This is a genomic window from Flavobacterium frigidum (assembly GCF_048286735.1).
Classification (GTDB): Bacteria; Bacteroidota; Bacteroidia; order Flavobacteriales; family Flavobacteriaceae; genus Flavobacterium.
In genome coordinates this window covers 35,310-51,736 of record NZ_JBLVPU010000019.1, presented here as the reverse complement: position 1 = coordinate 51,736, position 16,427 = coordinate 35,310, and the positions used below count along the sequence as shown (strand labels likewise).

General features: G+C 35.9%; 14 protein-coding genes. 10 read left to right on the top strand and 4 right to left on the bottom strand.

From position 1 onward, the window contains the following. The first annotated feature begins 17 nt into the window (after positions 1 to 17). The 10 genes from hemE (at position 18) to ACNQGO_RS11845 (ending at position 9,181) form a co-directional block, all read left to right on the top strand. Entirely contained in the window at positions 18 to 1,088 is a 1,071-nt protein-coding gene (gene hemE / locus ACNQGO_RS11890) for a uroporphyrinogen decarboxylase (RefSeq protein WP_417985369.1), read from the top strand. Between the two features lie 57 nt (positions 1,089 to 1,145). Beyond that, positions 1,146 to 2,270 carry an AAA family ATPase gene (locus ACNQGO_RS11885; RefSeq protein ID WP_417985368.1) on the top strand — a complete coding sequence of 375 codons (1,125 nt, stop codon included), beginning with the start codon at positions 1,146 to 1,148 and terminating at the stop codon, positions 2,268 to 2,270. Further along, positions 2,270 to 2,926, top strand: coding sequence for a DUF3226 domain-containing protein (locus ACNQGO_RS11880; RefSeq protein ID WP_417985367.1), 657 nt, complete (start codon positions 2,270 to 2,272; stop codon positions 2,924 to 2,926). Before ACNQGO_RS11885 ends, ACNQGO_RS11880 begins: the two co-directional genes overlap by 1 nt. A gap of 195 nt (positions 2,927 to 3,121) precedes the next feature. Further along, on the top strand, positions 3,122 to 4,027 hold the full coding sequence (gene hemF / locus ACNQGO_RS11875) for an oxygen-dependent coproporphyrinogen oxidase (protein WP_417947918.1): 906 nt from the start codon (positions 3,122 to 3,124) through the stop codon (positions 4,025 to 4,027). Between the two features lie 217 nt (positions 4,028 to 4,244). Continuing rightward, positions 4,245 to 4,706, top strand: a complete 462-nt coding sequence (gene tnpA / locus ACNQGO_RS11870) for an IS200/IS605 family transposase (RefSeq protein ID WP_417985385.1) — start codon at positions 4,245 to 4,247, stop codon at positions 4,704 to 4,706. Between the two features lie 95 nt (positions 4,707 to 4,801). After that, positions 4,802 to 5,800, top strand: coding sequence for a porphobilinogen synthase (gene hemB / locus ACNQGO_RS11865; protein WP_417985366.1), 999 nt, complete (start codon positions 4,802 to 4,804; stop codon positions 5,798 to 5,800). After that, a complete protein-coding gene (locus tag ACNQGO_RS11860; RefSeq protein WP_417985365.1) occupies positions 5,800 to 6,186 on the top strand; it encodes a c-type cytochrome in 387 nt (128 codons plus the stop codon). Before hemB ends, ACNQGO_RS11860 begins: the two co-directional genes overlap by 1 nt. A 187-nt stretch (positions 6,187 to 6,373) precedes the next feature. Then, positions 6,374 to 6,844 (top strand): methylated-DNA--[protein]-cysteine S-methyltransferase, encoded by a 471-nt coding sequence (locus tag ACNQGO_RS11855; RefSeq protein ID WP_417985364.1) that lies wholly within the window; start codon positions 6,374 to 6,376, stop codon positions 6,842 to 6,844. Positions 6,845 to 6,926: 82 nt separating this feature from the next. After that, complete coding sequence (locus ACNQGO_RS11850) at positions 6,927 to 7,640, top strand: 3'-5' exonuclease (RefSeq protein ID WP_417985363.1); 714 nt, start codon at positions 6,927 to 6,929, stop codon at positions 7,638 to 7,640. Positions 7,641 to 7,741: 101 nt separating this feature from the next. After that, positions 7,742 to 9,181, top strand: a complete 1,440-nt coding sequence (locus tag ACNQGO_RS11845) for a nucleoside recognition domain-containing protein (RefSeq protein ID WP_417985362.1) — start codon at positions 7,742 to 7,744, stop codon at positions 9,179 to 9,181. A gap of 384 nt (positions 9,182 to 9,565) precedes the next feature. Here the strand turns inward: ACNQGO_RS11845 and ACNQGO_RS11840 are convergent, their stop codons facing one another. The 4 genes from ACNQGO_RS11840 to ACNQGO_RS11825 all read right to left on the bottom strand — a co-directional run bounded on the left by ACNQGO_RS11840 (position 9,566) and on the right by ACNQGO_RS11825 (position 16,426). Further along, on the bottom strand, positions 9,566 to 12,325 hold the full coding sequence (locus ACNQGO_RS11840) for a M4 family metallopeptidase (RefSeq protein WP_417985361.1): 2,760 nt from the start codon (positions 12,323 to 12,325) through the stop codon (positions 9,566 to 9,568). Positions 12,326 to 12,577: 252 nt separating this feature from the next. Next, complete coding sequence (locus tag ACNQGO_RS11835) at positions 12,578 to 13,237, bottom strand: CoA transferase subunit B (RefSeq protein ID WP_417945263.1); 660 nt, start codon at positions 13,235 to 13,237, stop codon at positions 12,578 to 12,580. Positions 13,238 to 13,239: 2 nt separating this feature from the next. After that, positions 13,240 to 13,941 (bottom strand): CoA transferase subunit A, encoded by a 702-nt coding sequence (locus ACNQGO_RS11830; RefSeq protein ID WP_417945264.1) that lies wholly within the window; start codon positions 13,939 to 13,941, stop codon positions 13,240 to 13,242. Between the two features lie 175 nt (positions 13,942 to 14,116). Next, positions 14,117 to 16,426 (bottom strand): penicillin-binding protein 1A, encoded by a 2,310-nt coding sequence (locus tag ACNQGO_RS11825; protein ID WP_417985360.1) that lies wholly within the window; start codon positions 16,424 to 16,426, stop codon positions 14,117 to 14,119. Position 16,427: the final 1 nt, after the last annotated feature.

The window sequence follows — 16,427 nt, the reverse complement described above, 5'->3', positions numbered from 1 at the left end:
CATAAAGTAAAATATAAATGAACATTAACGATAATCAAATTCCCCCTTCGGGGGTTAGGGGGCTTAAGAACGACCTATTTTTAAGAGCACTAAAAGGAGAAACAGTACAACGCCCGCCAGTATGGATGATGCGTCAAGCCGGAAGATATTTACCGGAATTCATCGCTTTGCGTGATAAATATGATTTTTTCACCCGTTGTCAAACTCCGGAATTAGCTGCGGAAATTACAGTTCAACCGATAAGAAGAATTGCTCCTGATGCAGCGATTTTGTTTTCGGATATATTGGTAATTCCACAAGCCATGGGAATTGAAGTAGAGATGAAACCTAATTTTGGTCCGTATTTACCAAATCCTATTCGTACCATTCAGGATGTGGAAAAAGTAATCGTTCCAGATGTAAATGAAACTTTAGGGTACGTTTTTGATGCTATTAAATTGACCAAAGAAATGCTGAATGATGAGGTGCCATTAATTGGTTTTGCAGGTTCACCTTGGACAATTATGTGTTATGCAGTAGAAGGTAAAGGTTCCAAAAGTTTTGACATGGCCAAAGGATTTTGTTTCCAACATCCAGAAGCAGCGCATGTTTTATTGCAAAAAATTACGGATACTACAATTGCATACCTCAAAGAGAAAGTAAAAGCGGGAGTAAACGCCATGCAAATTTTTGACTCTTGGGGCGGAATGTTATCTCCAGTGGATTATCAAGAATTCTCATGGAAATACATTAACCAAATTATCGAAGCGTTGGCAGATGTAACACCCGTAATTGTTTTTGGAAAAGGATGTTGGTTTGCTTTGAACGAAATGGGAAAAAGTAGAGCTTCTGCACTAGGAGTAGATTGGACGTGCTCACCAAGAAATGCCAGATACTTGTCTGGAGGAAATATCACTTTACAAGGGAATTTTGATCCATCAAGATTATTATCTCCAATTCCAGTTATCAAGAAAATGGTACACGAAATGATTGACGAATTCGGAAAAGACAAATACATCGTAAACTTAGGTCACGGAATTTTACCAAATATTCCTGTGGATCACGCGAAGGCGTTTATTGATGCTGTGAAGGAGTATGGAAAACAATAATAGTTTAAAAATTATTATTGTAATAAAAAAATTAACTTTGTACAAAACGAAGAAAAAATGCTTAAATCTCTCTATATTAATAATTACCGAAATTTAAAAGAATTAAAAATCAATTCTTTAGGTAATATAAATTTAATAACTGGCAAAAACAATACGGGCAAGTCTTCCATTCTTGAAGCTATTGCAATATATGCTAGCGGTGCAAATATGCAAATAGTTAATGAATTATTAAAAGAGAGAGGAGAGAGTTTAAAGTCAAGTGTAAATAATAAAAATTATATAAGCAATAACATTAAAGCTATATCATCATTATTTAATGACAGAAAAATAGGTTTTGATGTAAAAGATGCTATTTCAATTGGTAGTGTTGAAGAAACGTTGTTTGGAGATGAAAATATTTCAGAGCAAAGAGTATCATTAAGATTTATTCAATATTTGGATGAAATTACAAGAGATAACATTAGTAATATATCAACAAGAAAAAGAACAATTGTCGATTTTGACCAAAAATTAGATAATTTAAAAATAGGAATTGAAATTAGAAATGGTAGTAAGTCTTACATACAATCTATTGAAGACGAAAGAATTAGATTTAGTAATAGTTTGTTTGACAATAATGATAATTTTGAGTTCATAAGGACTAGAAATATCGATAGAGATATAAATAGTAAATTGTGGGATGATATAACTTTAACAGAAAAAGAACAATATGTAATAGATGCTTTAAAAATCATCGAACCTTTTGCAGAAAGAATTGCATTTATTGAGGAAAATACAAGAGAAAGAACCGCTGTGATAAAGTTATCCAATTCTAGTTCAATAATTCCTCTGAGAAGTATGGGTGATGGTATTAATAGAATTCTAACAATAATTTTAGCTTTAGTAAATACAGACAATGGGTTTTTATTAATTGACGAGTTTGAAAATGGATTACACTATACAGTCCAGGAAAAATTATGGAATATTGTTTTTGTTTTAGCAAATAAATTAGGAGTTCAAGTTTTTGCTACAACTCATAGTGAAGATTGTATATTAGCTTTTGAAAGGGAATTAAATAAAAAGGGGAATAATTTTGATGGCAAATTAATTAGACTTGATAATGATAATGGTATTATTAAACAAGTAGAATTTAGTGCAAGAGAATTAAAGATTGCTAATGATAATGATATAGAGATTAGATAATGGCAAAATTAGAAAACCACCCTACATCATTATTGTTAGTTGAAGGGAACGATGATTTCCACGTTGTTCATTCAATATGTAAAAAATTCAATATTGATGTTAGAAATTTAGAAAATCCCAAAGGAGGAAATTTTAGTGTTATTGATTGTAAAGGAATAAATGAATTATTTGAGCAAATTCCTATAAGATTCAAATCTTCACAATCAATTTCTAAAATTGCTGTTATAATTGATGCTGATAGTAATTTAAAAAGCAGATGGCAAACATTGGAAAATATTTTCAATGAAATTGGTTTTGAAGCTCCAAAAGTTTTTCCAAAAGATGGACTTATCTTATCTAAAGAAAATAAAACTATTGCAGTTTGGATAATGCCAAATAATGATTTAAATGGGATGCTAGAAGACTTTATAACTTTTCTAGTTCCAAAAGATGATGCTATTTTACCTATTGTAGAAAAGACATTACAAGATTTAGAAGAGAAAGGAATTAATAAATATCCAATTATTCATAAATCAAAGGCAAAAATTCACACTTGGCTTTCACTTCAAGAAGAGCCAGGGACTCCACTTGGACAAGGAATTACTAAAAGATATTTAACTACAGATGATAATAACTGTTCTTCATTTGTAAAATGGATTAATAATGTTTTTTGTTAATTTATAATAAAATTGATAACTTAATTATCATCTGCTCTCTCGGAAGAAGAGAAAAAAAACAAGGTTACTAATTATCTTTCTGCATTAAGAATGGAAGGTAAGATTATCAATACTCCAGGGTATTTTTGGGAAATTGTTTAAATACTTTTTAAACACTTTAAACACTTTTTAAACACTTTTATATTGTTTTCGAAAATGAAAGAACAATTTTACCAATACATACAAAACCTTCAAGACCAAATCTGTAAAGGCTTAGAAGCAGTTGAAGGTCAAGCCAAATTCAAGGAAGATCTTTGGGAACGTCCAGAAGGCGGCGGAGGAAGAACACGCGTAATTGAAAATGGAAATGTTATCGAAAAAGGCGGAGTCAATATTTCAGCAGTGTATGGAAAATTACCCGAAGCCATGCAAAAGATGTTCAATGTAGGCGAAGCTGATTTTTTTGCTTGCGGATTGAGTTTGGTCATCCATCCTAAAAACCCAATGGTGTCAACCGTTCACGCGAATTGGCGTTATTTCGAAATGTATGACGATAGCGGAAATGTGATCAATAGTTGGTTTGGTGGCGGACAGGATTTAACGCCGTATTATCTGTTCGAAGAAGATGCTATTCATTTTCATCAAACGTGTAAAACCGCTTGCGACAAACATAATCCGGAGTTTTATCCGAAGTACAAAAAACAATGCGATGCGTATTTTTGGAACGCACATCGTAATGAAGCACGTGGACTCGGCGGATTATTCTTTGATTATTGTAAAGCAACCGAGCAAATGTCAATGGAAAACTGGTTTAACTTTGTAACCGAAGTTGGCAATTCATTTTTAACCGCTTATATTCCAATATTAGAACGACGCAAAAATTTACCTTATACCGCAGAACAAAGAACCTGGCAAGAAATCCGAAGAGGTCGTTACGTGGAGTTTAATTTGGTACACGACAAAGGCACTTTATTTGGCCTAAAAACCAACGGAAGAATTGAGTCAATTCTGATGAGTTTGCCACCACATGTGCAATGGGTGTACGACCATCATCCAGAGGTAGGAAGCGAAGAAGAAAAATTACTGAAAGTGCTGGAGAATCCGGTTGAGTGGATAGTTTAGGTCCGAAGGAGCGCTATATGTATAGGAGATTGTATTGTTTTGATGGAGCACCATCGGTGCGCTATATTTATAGCAACCATCGGTGCGGTATATTTATAGCAACCATCGGTGCGGTATATTTATAGCAACCATCGGTGCGATATATTTATAGCAAATAATGTATGTAATTGAAATTGAATCCCGTGCGGATGACATATTTAACCAACATCAATTTATAATGGCAAACACCTATTCTCAAATATACATCCAAATTGTCTTTGCCGTCAAGGGAAGACAAAATCTGATTTCTAGTAAATGGAGAGATGAATTATTCAAATATATCACTGGTATCGTTACAAACGAAGGTCAAAAATTGATTGCAATCAATGGAATGCCAGACCACGTTCATATTCTAATTGGCTTAAAGCCAAATAAAGCCTTGTCAGATTTGGTGAGAGATATAAAAGCCAATTCATCAAGATTCATTAATGAAAAAGCATGGATAAATGGTAAATTTGAGTGGCAAACGGGATTTGGAGCATTCACCTACAGCCATTCGCAATTGACTAATGTTATCAATTATATACAAAATCAAGAAGTACATCACAAAACAAAAACATTCAAAGAAGAATATGTAGAATTTTTAAAATTATTTAATGTAGATTTTAAAAATGAATATCTTTTTGATGATGTTAATTAGAGATAAATATGTCGCCCTTACCGGGCTTAAAAATAGCATGATAAAATAAATTACTATAAACATTACGCTCCTCTGGAGCTTGAAAAACTAAAGATATGTTTCCATTACAAAGAGGTCGCCGTTTAAGAGTTAACGAATCCATTCGTTCATTAGTTCGCGAAACTACATTAAGTCCAACCGATTTTATGTTTCCTATGTTTATTGCCGAAGGCGAAAACGTAAATGTTGCAATTCCATCGATGCCAGGAATTTTCCGCCGTTCTATTGATTTAACTGTACAAGAGGTCAAAGAATTATTCGATTTAGGAATTCGTGCGGTCAACATCTACGTAAAAGTAGACGAAAGTTTAAAAGACAACGCCGGAAAAGAAGCCTGGAACCCTAACGGACTCATGCAAAACGCCATTCGTGCCATCAAAGACGCTTGCCCGGAAATGATTGTCATGCCTGATGTGGCTTTGGATCCCTATTCTATTTATGGTCATGACGGAATCATAGCAAATGGCGATGTCGAAAATGATACTACCAACGACGCGTTAGTAAAAATGGCCGTTTCTCACGCACAAGCCGGTGCCGACTTTGTAGCACCAAGCGATATGATGGATGGTCGTGTACTACGCTTGCGCCAAGGTTTAGATGCTGCCGGGTATCATGACGTGGGCATCATGAGTTACTCCGCTAAATATGCTTCAGCGTTTTACGGACCATTTCGTGATGCTTTAGACAGTGCCCCAAAAGAAGCAGATGTAGTAGTGCCAAAAGACAAAAAAACTTACCAAATGGATTATGCCAATCGCCTGGAAGCCATCAAAGAAGCCCTTTGGGATGTTGAAGAAGGTGCAGATATGGTCATGGTAAAACCCGGAATTGCCTATTTAGATATCGTTCGCGAAGTAAAAAATGCGGTTCATGTGCCCGTAACCGTATACCATGTGTCCGGTGAGTATGCTATGATTAAAGCCGCTTCAGAACGAGGTTGGCTAGATCACGACCAAACCATGATGGAGCAGTTAATGTGTATCAAACGCGCGGGTGCCAGTTTAATTTCGACTTATTTTGCCAAAGAAGCCGCAATACTTTTAAATAAAAAATAATGAAAAAGATCCTTTGCTTAGTAGTCGTATGTTGGTTTCTATCTTGCAAGAAAGAAGAAACAAAGAAAGAATCACTCTACCCAACCACTACTGTAGAAGTAGCCCAATCCCCTGTTGAACTTGGAAAGGAAATTTTTGAGGGTAAAGGAAACTGTGTCGCTTGTCATCAAGCTGCAGAAAAGGTAATCGGTCCCAGCTTACAAGACATTGCGGCCATTTACAAAAGTAAAAATGCCGATATGGTTGCTTTTTTAAAAGGAGAGGGCGAGCCTATTGTAGATCCAAGTCAGTACGAGGTCATGAAAACAAACTTTGCTATCACAAAAGCCATGTCCGATGAAGAATTAAAAGCGCTAGAAGCCTATGTATATTCTCATGTAAAATAATTCATACTGAACTTGTTTCAGTATCTGGAGCTATTTCCTGCTATCCGCTGTATCTCTTGTGTTCGCTAGCGCTACCACAAGAGGATTCCGCTTCTATCAGGGCTAAAAACAAAGACCATTCACAAGTACGAATGGTTTTTTTATGACTACATTCAGTACGCACAGATTATTTTTTTACCTTTAAAAAATGGAAACAGTCTACATCAAAACTCCACTAGGAATTGCTGCCATTACAGGAGATGTAAATGGTGTTTCTGAAATAACAGTGTTAGAAGAGGGTGAGGTATCAGCTAAAATCCCCGATTTTTTAAGAGATGCAGTGCAGCAACTTCAAGAATATTTCAATTCGCAAAGAACAAATTTTACCTTTAAACTCAATCCAAAAGGAACTGATTTTCAACAAAAAGTGTGGAACGCATTACTCGATATTCCGTTTGGTAAAACAAGAACCTATCTAGAACAATCAAAATTTCTCGGCGACCCAAAAGCCATTCGGGCTGTGGCTTCGGCAAATGGGAAAAACCCACTTTGGATTGTCGTTCCCTGTCACAGAGTAATTGGTAGTGATGGTTCTCTTACGGGCTATGCAGGAGGATTATGGCGCAAAAAATGGTTGTTAGAACATGAAAATCCTTCCCCGCAACATAGTTTGTTTTAGTTATTTATGAATAATTTTTTTATATTCGTTTAAGAATATCCGTGTAAATCTGTTAAATCCGCGTCATCTGCGTGCCATAAGTATGATCGAAAAAATAAATCTCAACAACATTCTTTTCTTAGACATCGAAACTGTTCCTGAATCTGAAAATTACGATGCTTTAGATCCTGAAATGCAAGCCCTTTGGGAACATAAAACGCTATACCAACGCAAAGATGATTTTACTGCTGAAGAATTTTACGACCGTGCTGGAATTTGGGCTGAGTTTGGTAAAATTGTGTGTATTTCGGTAGGTTATTTTACCATCAAAGGGGACATTCGTAATTTTCGAGTAACGAGTTTCTTTGGCGAGGAGAAAAAAATCCTTTCCGACTTTAATAATTTACTCAACAATCACTTCAATCAACCGCAGCATGTTTTGTGTGGACACAACGCCAAAGAGTTTGATATTCCTTTTCTCGCCCGGCGAATGATTATAAATAACATTGCAATTCCAGACAAGCTGAATTTATTTGGAAAAAAACCTTGGGAAATTCCGCATTTGGATACCCTAGAATTATGGAAGTTTGGCGATTACAAGCATTTTACGTCCTTGAAATTAATGTGTAAAGTGCTCGGAATTCCTTCTTCAAAAGGCGATATTGATGGCAGCCAAGTGGGCCATGTGTTTTATGTAGAAAAAAATATTGACCGTATTGTAACGTATTGTGAAAAAGATACGATTGCTGTAGCACAGATTTTCCTTCGATTAAGGCGCGAAGAATTGTTAATAGAGGAGGAGATTATTCATGTGTAAGAAACTTCAACGGCAAATACAATTTTAAAATTCTATTATTGAAATTGACATTGCAATTGACATTGAATATTGATTTATTACATTTACAAAAATTATAAGTTATGGTATTAAGCAGATTTTGGTTGGTCATTTTTATATCGGCAATTGTATTTGTAGTATTTAGTTTGTTTGCAGGAGACAATTATACCATTGACCACGTTTTGAACGGAAAGAAAGACGATCCAATTCTTATTTCTGAAAGATATGTAGAGCAACTACCTGCTTATATAAAAGACAGTATCCAAACAGCGGTAGACCAAACCATGATCATTAATCGGGATTCGCTCAATGCAGACACAACGTATGTTTTTAAAAATAAAACCGTAAAAATCTACAGTGGTGTGCAAAAATCTGATGGATTGTTGCCTACCTGTAAAAGTACTTTGCTGGATTTAGTATTGCCATTAATGGCGTACTTGGCTTTTTTCTGTGGTTTGATGGAGCTTTTAATCATTTCTGGTGCTTCGGGAAAATTGGCGAAAGCCTTAAGTCCTGTTTTTGTCAAAGTATTTCCAAGTATCCCAAAAAATCATCCTTCTATATCGTACATGACGCTGAATTTTGCCGCTAATTTCCTAGGACTAGATTCGGCTGCAACTCCTTTTGGATTAAAAGCGATGGAGAGTCTGCAAGAAATAAATCCTGAAAAGGACAAAGCTAGCGACGCTCAAATCATGTTCATGTGTTTGCATGCCTCGGGACTCACGTTGATTGCTACTTCAATAATTGGATACAGAGCTGCTGCAAATGCAAGTAACCCTGCTGATGTGATGTTGCCATGTATCATTACGTCGTTCATAGGGACGATTGCCGCCTTTTTAATTGTTGGAATCAAACAGAAAATCAATTTTAAAAGTGCCTCATTGGTATTGGTGCTAATCACATTGATCGCAGCTATTATTGGTTTATTAATGTACGTGAATCAGTTGGACTTAATTGGTAAAAACTATTTTACATCAAATCTATCGGCTTTAATATTAATAGCGATTATCGCTTTTACGCTTATCTTTTCTTTTGTAAATGAAAAGAAATTTACAGAAGCATCAACTACTGTTTTTGAGACGTTTGTGGTAGGAGCTAACAATGGTGTCAAAACAGGAGTCACAATTTTTCCTTATGTTCTAGGAATGTTAGTCGCTATTTCCTTGTTTAGAAACAGCGGTCTATTCGAAATAATTAGCAATTGGATTGCTTTTATTTTCTCTAACATGGGTGTAAGCAAAGAAATTACAGATGCTTTGCCAGTTGCCTTGCTGCGTCCATTTAGTTCTGCGGGTTCTAGAGGGTTTTTGATTGATTCTATGAATACTTTTGGTGCCGACTCGCTAACTGCTAGATTGGCTAGTATTTTTCAATGTAGCGCCGAAAGTACGTTTTATGTAATTGCGGTATACTTTGGTTCGGTAAACATCAAAAACACGCGTTACGCATTAAGTACGATGCTTATTGTTGATGTGATTTGTGTAGTTACTGCTATTTTTGTTGCTACGTGGTTTTTTTAAATGAATTAAAAACTAAGATTTCATACGTGAAAAGACGCTATCAGCGATCATGAAAATCAAAATAAAATTATTTTACAGTATAAAAATTAAGCCTTACAGAATACCGTGAGGCTTTTTTTTGATTTAAAACTAGAACCAATTGATAGCTTGTTGATTAGTTTTACTATCGTTTCTATACCATCGTTGAACGTGATAGCCAACGCCCTTATTTACTAAACTACCATTATGTTAGAGTTATATAGTGTTTTAAAGTCAAATGAATTGTAAGGTATCAGATAGCTTACTTTTTTATGGTAATACTTAAAATCAATGCTTTACAGACACAAATAAAAAAAGGGAGCAGTTATATAAACTGCCCCCTTTTAAAGAATTTAAAATGAAATATTACTCTTTAATGAATTTTTTAGTGATGTTTTTCTGACCATCGTTTACTTCTAAGAGATATACTCCAGAAGCTAATTTGCTTACATTAATTGCATTTTCAGATATTTTCCCCGTCTCTATTTTTTGACCCAAGAAATTAAAAATGCTAAAAGTAGCATTGCGATTATCTGCCATTTTAATATTTAAGAAGTCAGAAGTAGGATTTGGATACATAGTATATTCAAATATATTATTTTCATCACCTAAACCATCTGCAAAACTTGTTGTAAAGCCTGCTATTGCTGCTCCACCAATGTTTACGGTGTAGTCTTCAACTTCTCCATATGAAAAAGTTTCACAAGCAGTTTGAGCAGCATTGTATTTCATAGATACTCTCATACGAGTAGGTCCCGATAATGCTGTTGTAGGAACCGTAAACGTAGCTGTTAGGTTTGCACTGCTTGATGAAGATCCTGAAACGATTTGCTCAGCTGTTTCAAAAACACCATTTTTATTATAATCAATCCATATTTTCCAATATTCAGTGTATGCGGACCCACTAAAACCTGCGCTAAACAAAATAGTGTTTGATCCATAAGGTACATTTCCTTTCAAGGCTGTAAAGTTTCCGTATCCTGCATTGGTACCAGTTGTATTCGCAATTCCGCCCAAAGCTACATAGTCAATGTATTCAGATGTTGCATTACTTCCTTTAGAAACGCAGTAAGTTACTGTAGTTCCAGATGTGGTAACGCTTGCTACATTACTAGCAGCAGATAAATTTCCTGCAGCATCTTTTGCTTTTACTGTGAAAGTATAGGCTGTTGCAGCAGTTAATCCTGTAACGGCATACGTTGTCCCAGTAACTGTGGCTAATAAACTGCTACCTCGATATACATTGTACCCGGTTACTGCAACATTATCAGTAGCGGCTGTCCAAGATAAGTTTGTTGTTGTTGAAGTTGTTCCTGATGCAGTTAAGCTTGCAGGAGTAGACGGTGCAGTAGTATCAGCTGTGCCAGCATAAGCAGCACCAACTCCTACAGCATAAAATGCGTTTGTAGTAGCGATCACTTCAGCAGAACCCGCTCCGTAGAGATCTGTTGCTGACTGAATTCCGTAAGTTCTTGCATTTGCAAAAGTTGAATTTGCTGATAGATACACGCTTTCTAATCGGTAAGCAATTTTTGCAGCTTTGTCAATTGTAATTCCAGTTACATTATAAGAACTACCTATGTCATTTGTTCCTGATTTACCTACAGATAAAATATAGAACCAGTGGTTTAATACACCGCTATTGGTATGAACACCACAATAATCATTGGTCTGTGTTGGAGTGCCACAATTAATGACTTTCCAATTTGTTCCGCCATAGGTGTCTGGCTGTCCTTCTAATTTTGGATTACTCATGGAACGTAAAGCCGTTTTTCCAGCTCTTCTTTCGATGTCTTCTCCTATTAACCATGTTGATTTTGTAGGAGCCGCAAAATATTCCACACACGCACCCCATATATCAGAAAATCCCTCATTCATGGCTCCTGATTCTCTTTGGTAAGCTAGATTGGCTGTTTTTTCACAAATTGCATGTCCAATCTCGTGTGCCGCTACGTCTAAAGAAGTAAGCACGTCAAAATTTGTTCCACTACCATCGCCGTAGGTCATAACACTACCATTCCAGTACGCATTGTCGTAAGCAACACCATAGTGCACGTAGCTTTTTATAACAGCGCCAGCGTTGTCATAACTGTTTCTCGTGTGTTTAGTTGAAAAGTAGTCATATGTTTTCTCTGCACCCCAATGCGCATCAAGGGCACCATTGTCTTTATTAGTATTGTCAAATTCAGCTGCGGTCCAGTTATTATCCACATCGGTAAAATTCACCGCAGTAGTATAATTGGTTCCTTTTTTCATATTGAAAGTGTTTATCCCCAAACCTCGTGTTGCATCTGCTAAAATATATGATGAACCGCTTAAAGTAGTTTGAATGGATTGTGTACCACTGTAACGTGTGGCTGCGTTTGCTGCAACAAAGGCGACAGCATTTATTAGTCCTTTTGAGGTTTTAGACCCATCGTTTTTGTGCCCATTGCTGTATTCTCCAAGGTGTTTTATGGTAGCATTATAAAACAACGGTTCTCCAGAAACTGCATCTATATATAAATCACCACGACTAACCGGGTTTGTAGCATAAATATCGAATTTATATGCCAACCGTAAATTATTGTCTTTTTGTTTTGAAGTTGCACCATCTAAAACAGGAAGTAAAACCAACTCTCCAGTAGGTTTTTGGTAGTTCATTGCTTTAGAGTTCTCTGTTGATTCCCAAAGGTATTGTTTGGCTCCTATTTGTTTCAAGGCACGAACAAATGCTTGATCTTTGGTTAATTTTGGATTAGTATTTACATTATCCAATTTATAAAATTCTCCACTCATTGATTCTAATTTCCCAGCTTTGGAGTGCAACGTGTACGTTGAAAATTCTACTTTTAAGCCTTGGTGATACAATTGGAATTTGTCGTGAGAAATTCCCAATTTATCTGTTTCGGATTTAGTTTTAGTAAAATTAGAATTGGTTTTTAATCCTAACTGTTCAGTGAATGCTTGTTGAGCATCGGAGGATTTGTAAGTAGACTTTTCATTAAAAACGATCAAAGAAGGTTTTCCTTTTTCATCCGTAATTTTTTGTTTTACATATTTGGTTGCATCTTGTGCTTGTGCTTCTATTGCAAAAAAAGAAACGGAAGCAAACAAGGCAATTTTACCGAGTAATTTTGTTTTCATAGGTTTGGGGTTTTGGTTAATTATTTAAAATATCAAATTAAATATGATAGCTAATTTAACAAAAAATATATATAATATTAATTTTTTGTTAAAATATATTTTAGTGTTGCTGTTCTAATAGAGAAAATAGGGCTGTTTTTATATTTTTTTATGATTTGATGCCGAATATAAATACTACAAAACAGTATCAAAAAAAATACATCCGTCTATAGGATGTATTTTTTGTTGTATTGTATTTGGGTGAAGACAGTCTTAATCGAGAATCATTTCTGGAATTTCACCATCAATAATTAATGTTGCTTCGGTTGAAGCAACAATGTGTTCTATGGTTACGCCAGGTGCGCGTTCTAGTAGCTTGAATCCTTGTGATGTTATTTCCAGTACAGCAAGTTCAGTAACAACTTTTTTAACGCATCCTACACCAGTTAAAGGCAACGTACATTTTTTAAGAATTTTAGATTCTCCAGCCTTATTTACATGCATCATGGCTACAATAATATTTTCTGCCGAAGCGACTAAATCCATTGCGCCACCCATTCCTTTGACCATTTTCCCTGGTATTTTCCAGTTGGCTATATCACCATTTTCAGAAACTTCCATAGCACCAAGAATTGTTAAGTCAACATGTTGGCCACGAATCATGCCAAAACTAAATCCAGAATCAAAGAAACTGGCGCCTGGTAATGTTGTTATGGTTTGTTTTCCTGCGTTGATTAAATCGGCATCTTCGTCTCCTTCAAATGGGAAAGGTCCCATTCCAAGTACGCCATTTTCACTTTGAAACTCAACATCAATACCTTCTGGAATATAGTTCGCTACCAGTGTTGGTATTCCTATTCCAAGATTCACATAATAGTTGTGTTTCAATTCTTTTGCGATGCGTTTTGCAATTTGGTTTTTATCTAAAGCCATGATTAGAAAATTTTTCTTACTGTAAGTTGTTCAATTCTTTTCTCGTATTTCTCGCCTTGAAAAATTCTATTTACAAGTATTCCTGGAATATGAATTTCATTTGGATCTAAACTCCCAGCGGGCAATAGTTCTTCAACTTCTGCAATGGTGATTTTTGCTGCTCCAGCCATACATGGATTGAAGTTTCTAGCCGTTCCTTTGAAAACTAGATTTCCGGCTTTGTCCCCTTTCCATGCTTTTACAATCGCAAAATCAGCTTGAAAAGCGTGTTCCATAATATGCATTTTCCCATTAAATTCACGAACTTCTTTACCTTCGGCTACTTCAGTTCCATAACCGGCTGGTGTAAAAAAAGCAGGAATTCCAGCCTGTGCTGCGCGGCAGCGTTCTGCTAAAGTCCCTTGTGGAATAAGATCAACTTCGAGTTCTCCAGATAGCATTTGGCGTTCAAATTCGGCATTTTCTCCAACATAAGATGAAATCATCTTTTTAATTTGACGTTTTTGCAAAAGCAAGCCTAGGCCAAAATCATCAACTCCTGCGTTATTTGAAATACAGGTTAAATTTGTCGTTTCTTTTTTTACTAATTCGGCGATAGAATTTTCTGGAATACCACATAATCCGAAACCGCCAAGCATGATAGTCATATCGTTTTCAATTCCTTGAAGGGCATCTTGAACGTTATTTACTTTTTTGTTAATCATAAAAATAAGGTGCTATTGATGTAATTATAATTTTTTAAATATTCTTAGGAGTATCGTTCGTTTACAGTAGTAGAAAACTCTAGTCCAGATGGAGTGAAAATCTTTTCTTTGCTAGGAACGAAGCAATCCATTTGTTACTTTCGAGATGCGATTGCTTCGTTCCTTACAATGACTTTTATAGTTCAAACTCCTCTGTATCTTGTTCTACAGCGGTAGTATCTACAACTTTTTTAGGAACGTAACAATCTACTTTTATAGATAGATTAGAAGGTCTTTCAAATGGTTCTTTGGATACTTTTAGAGCAGGATCTTCGTAACATAATTTCATGAAATATCCCCAAACTGGTAGTGCTGCAGTAGCTCCTTGTCCGTAGGTAATGCTCTTGAAACGGGCAGAACGGTCCTCGCAACCTACCCAAACTCCAGTTACAAGATTAGGAACCATTCCCATGAACCAACCATCAGATTGGTTTTGTGTGGTTCCTGTTTTTCCTGCAATTGGATTTCTAAAGGAATAGGGATATCCAGTCCAGCGGTTGTCGCCATTACCACCACCAGTGGTGCGCAAACGGTCGCCAGAACCACCTTCGGTTACACCTTCCAGTAATTTGATGACTGCATAAGCGATGTCTTTGTTTAAAACATCGTGCGATTCAGGAATGGGTTCATAAATGATCACGCCACTTTTATCTTCAATTTTTGATATAAATTGGGGTTTCATATAAACACCTTGATTTGCAAATGTGCTGTACGCGGCAACCATATCTTCTACGGTTATTTCGACAGCTCCAAGCGCAATAGAAGGTTGATTTACAATTTCGGATTTCACTCCTAATTTATGAGTTAAATCAATTACGGCTTCAGGTCCTACTTTATCAATTAATTTAGCCGAAATTGTATTTATAGAATTGGCTAAACCCCTTTTCAGAGTAACCATGCCTCGGTATTTATTATCGGAGTTTTTAGGTTCCCAATCTTCGGTTACACTATGACGTCCTTTACGAATCATAAACGGACCATCAACAATAGAGTCACACGGAGACATGTTCAATTGTTCAATTGCGGTTGCGTATACAAAAGGTTTAAAGGTAGATCCTACTTGTCTTGCACCTTGACCTACGTGGTCGTATTGAAAATATTTGTAATTGATACCACCTACCCAAGCCTTTATTTCACCGGTTTGTGGTTCCATTGCCATCAATCCCGATTGTAAAAAGTGCTTGTAATACCTAATGGAGTCTAATGGGGTCATGATGGTATCTTTTTCTCCTTTCCAAGAAAATACAGTCATTTTTGTTTTTTCGCTGAACGATTTTATAATTTCTTCTTCGCTTTTATCTAATGATTTCATCACAGCCCATCGGTTTGATGATTTCATAGCTTGATTTAGAATCTTTTGAGTTTCTACAGAGGAAATGTTGACAAATGGAGCGTTTTTATTATCCTTTGATTGATTGAAAAATTCTTCTTGTAGGTTGGCCATGTGTGCAGAAACTGCTGCCTCAGCATGCAATTGCATTCTGGAATCAATAGTAGTGTAGATTTTTAGACCATCTTTGTAGATGTCATAATCTGATCCATCTGGTTTTTTATTTTCTTCAGCCCACTTTTTCATGTAATCACGCAGGTATTCTCTAAAATACGTAGCCGTTCCGTCTTTGTGGGTTTCTAATTTGAAATTTAATTTAATCGGTAAACTTTGTAGTTTTTCTTTTTCCTCTTTGGTGATGATTTTTCCTTTTGCCATTTGCGAAAGCACCACATTTCTGCGGTTTGTCACACCTTCTGGGTTTCGTATCGGATTGTATAAACCAGAATTCTTAAACATCCCTACTAATATTGCCGATTCGCTAATGGTTAAATCCTTAGGTTCTTTAGAAAAATACGTTTTTGCTGCGGAACTTACCCCAACAGAATTGTTTCCAAAATCATATACGTTGCAGTACATGGCGATGATTTCATTTTTTGTATATTGTCTTTCCAGACGGATGGCGACTATCCATTCTTGTACTTTTTGTACGATTCTAAAAGGCAAGAATTTAGATCCTTCTCCGTGTAGCAATTGTTTGGCAAATTGCTGAGTCAATGTACTCGCTCCACCGCTGGTTCCTAAACTAAAAATGGCTCTCAAAGTTCCTCTGCCATCAATACCAGAATGCTCATAAAAACGAGCATCTTCGGTAGCAATTAGTGCTTGTACTAAATTTTTTGGTAAATCAGCATAGTGTAATTGAGACCTGTTTTTTTCGAAATACTTCCCTAAAACCACACCGTCTGCCGAAATGATTTCGGTTGCAAGGTTAGAGTCTGGATTTTCTAAATCTTCAAAAGAAGGCATCGAACCAAAAAGTCCCCATGAAGCGAATAAGAAAAACAAACCAACAGCACCCATTCCATAGAAAAAAATTTTCCAAAATTTCTTTTGATAGTAAGCAATGTTCTTATCGCTGTTTTGCACCTGATTGTTATTTTTTTTGATAGCCATA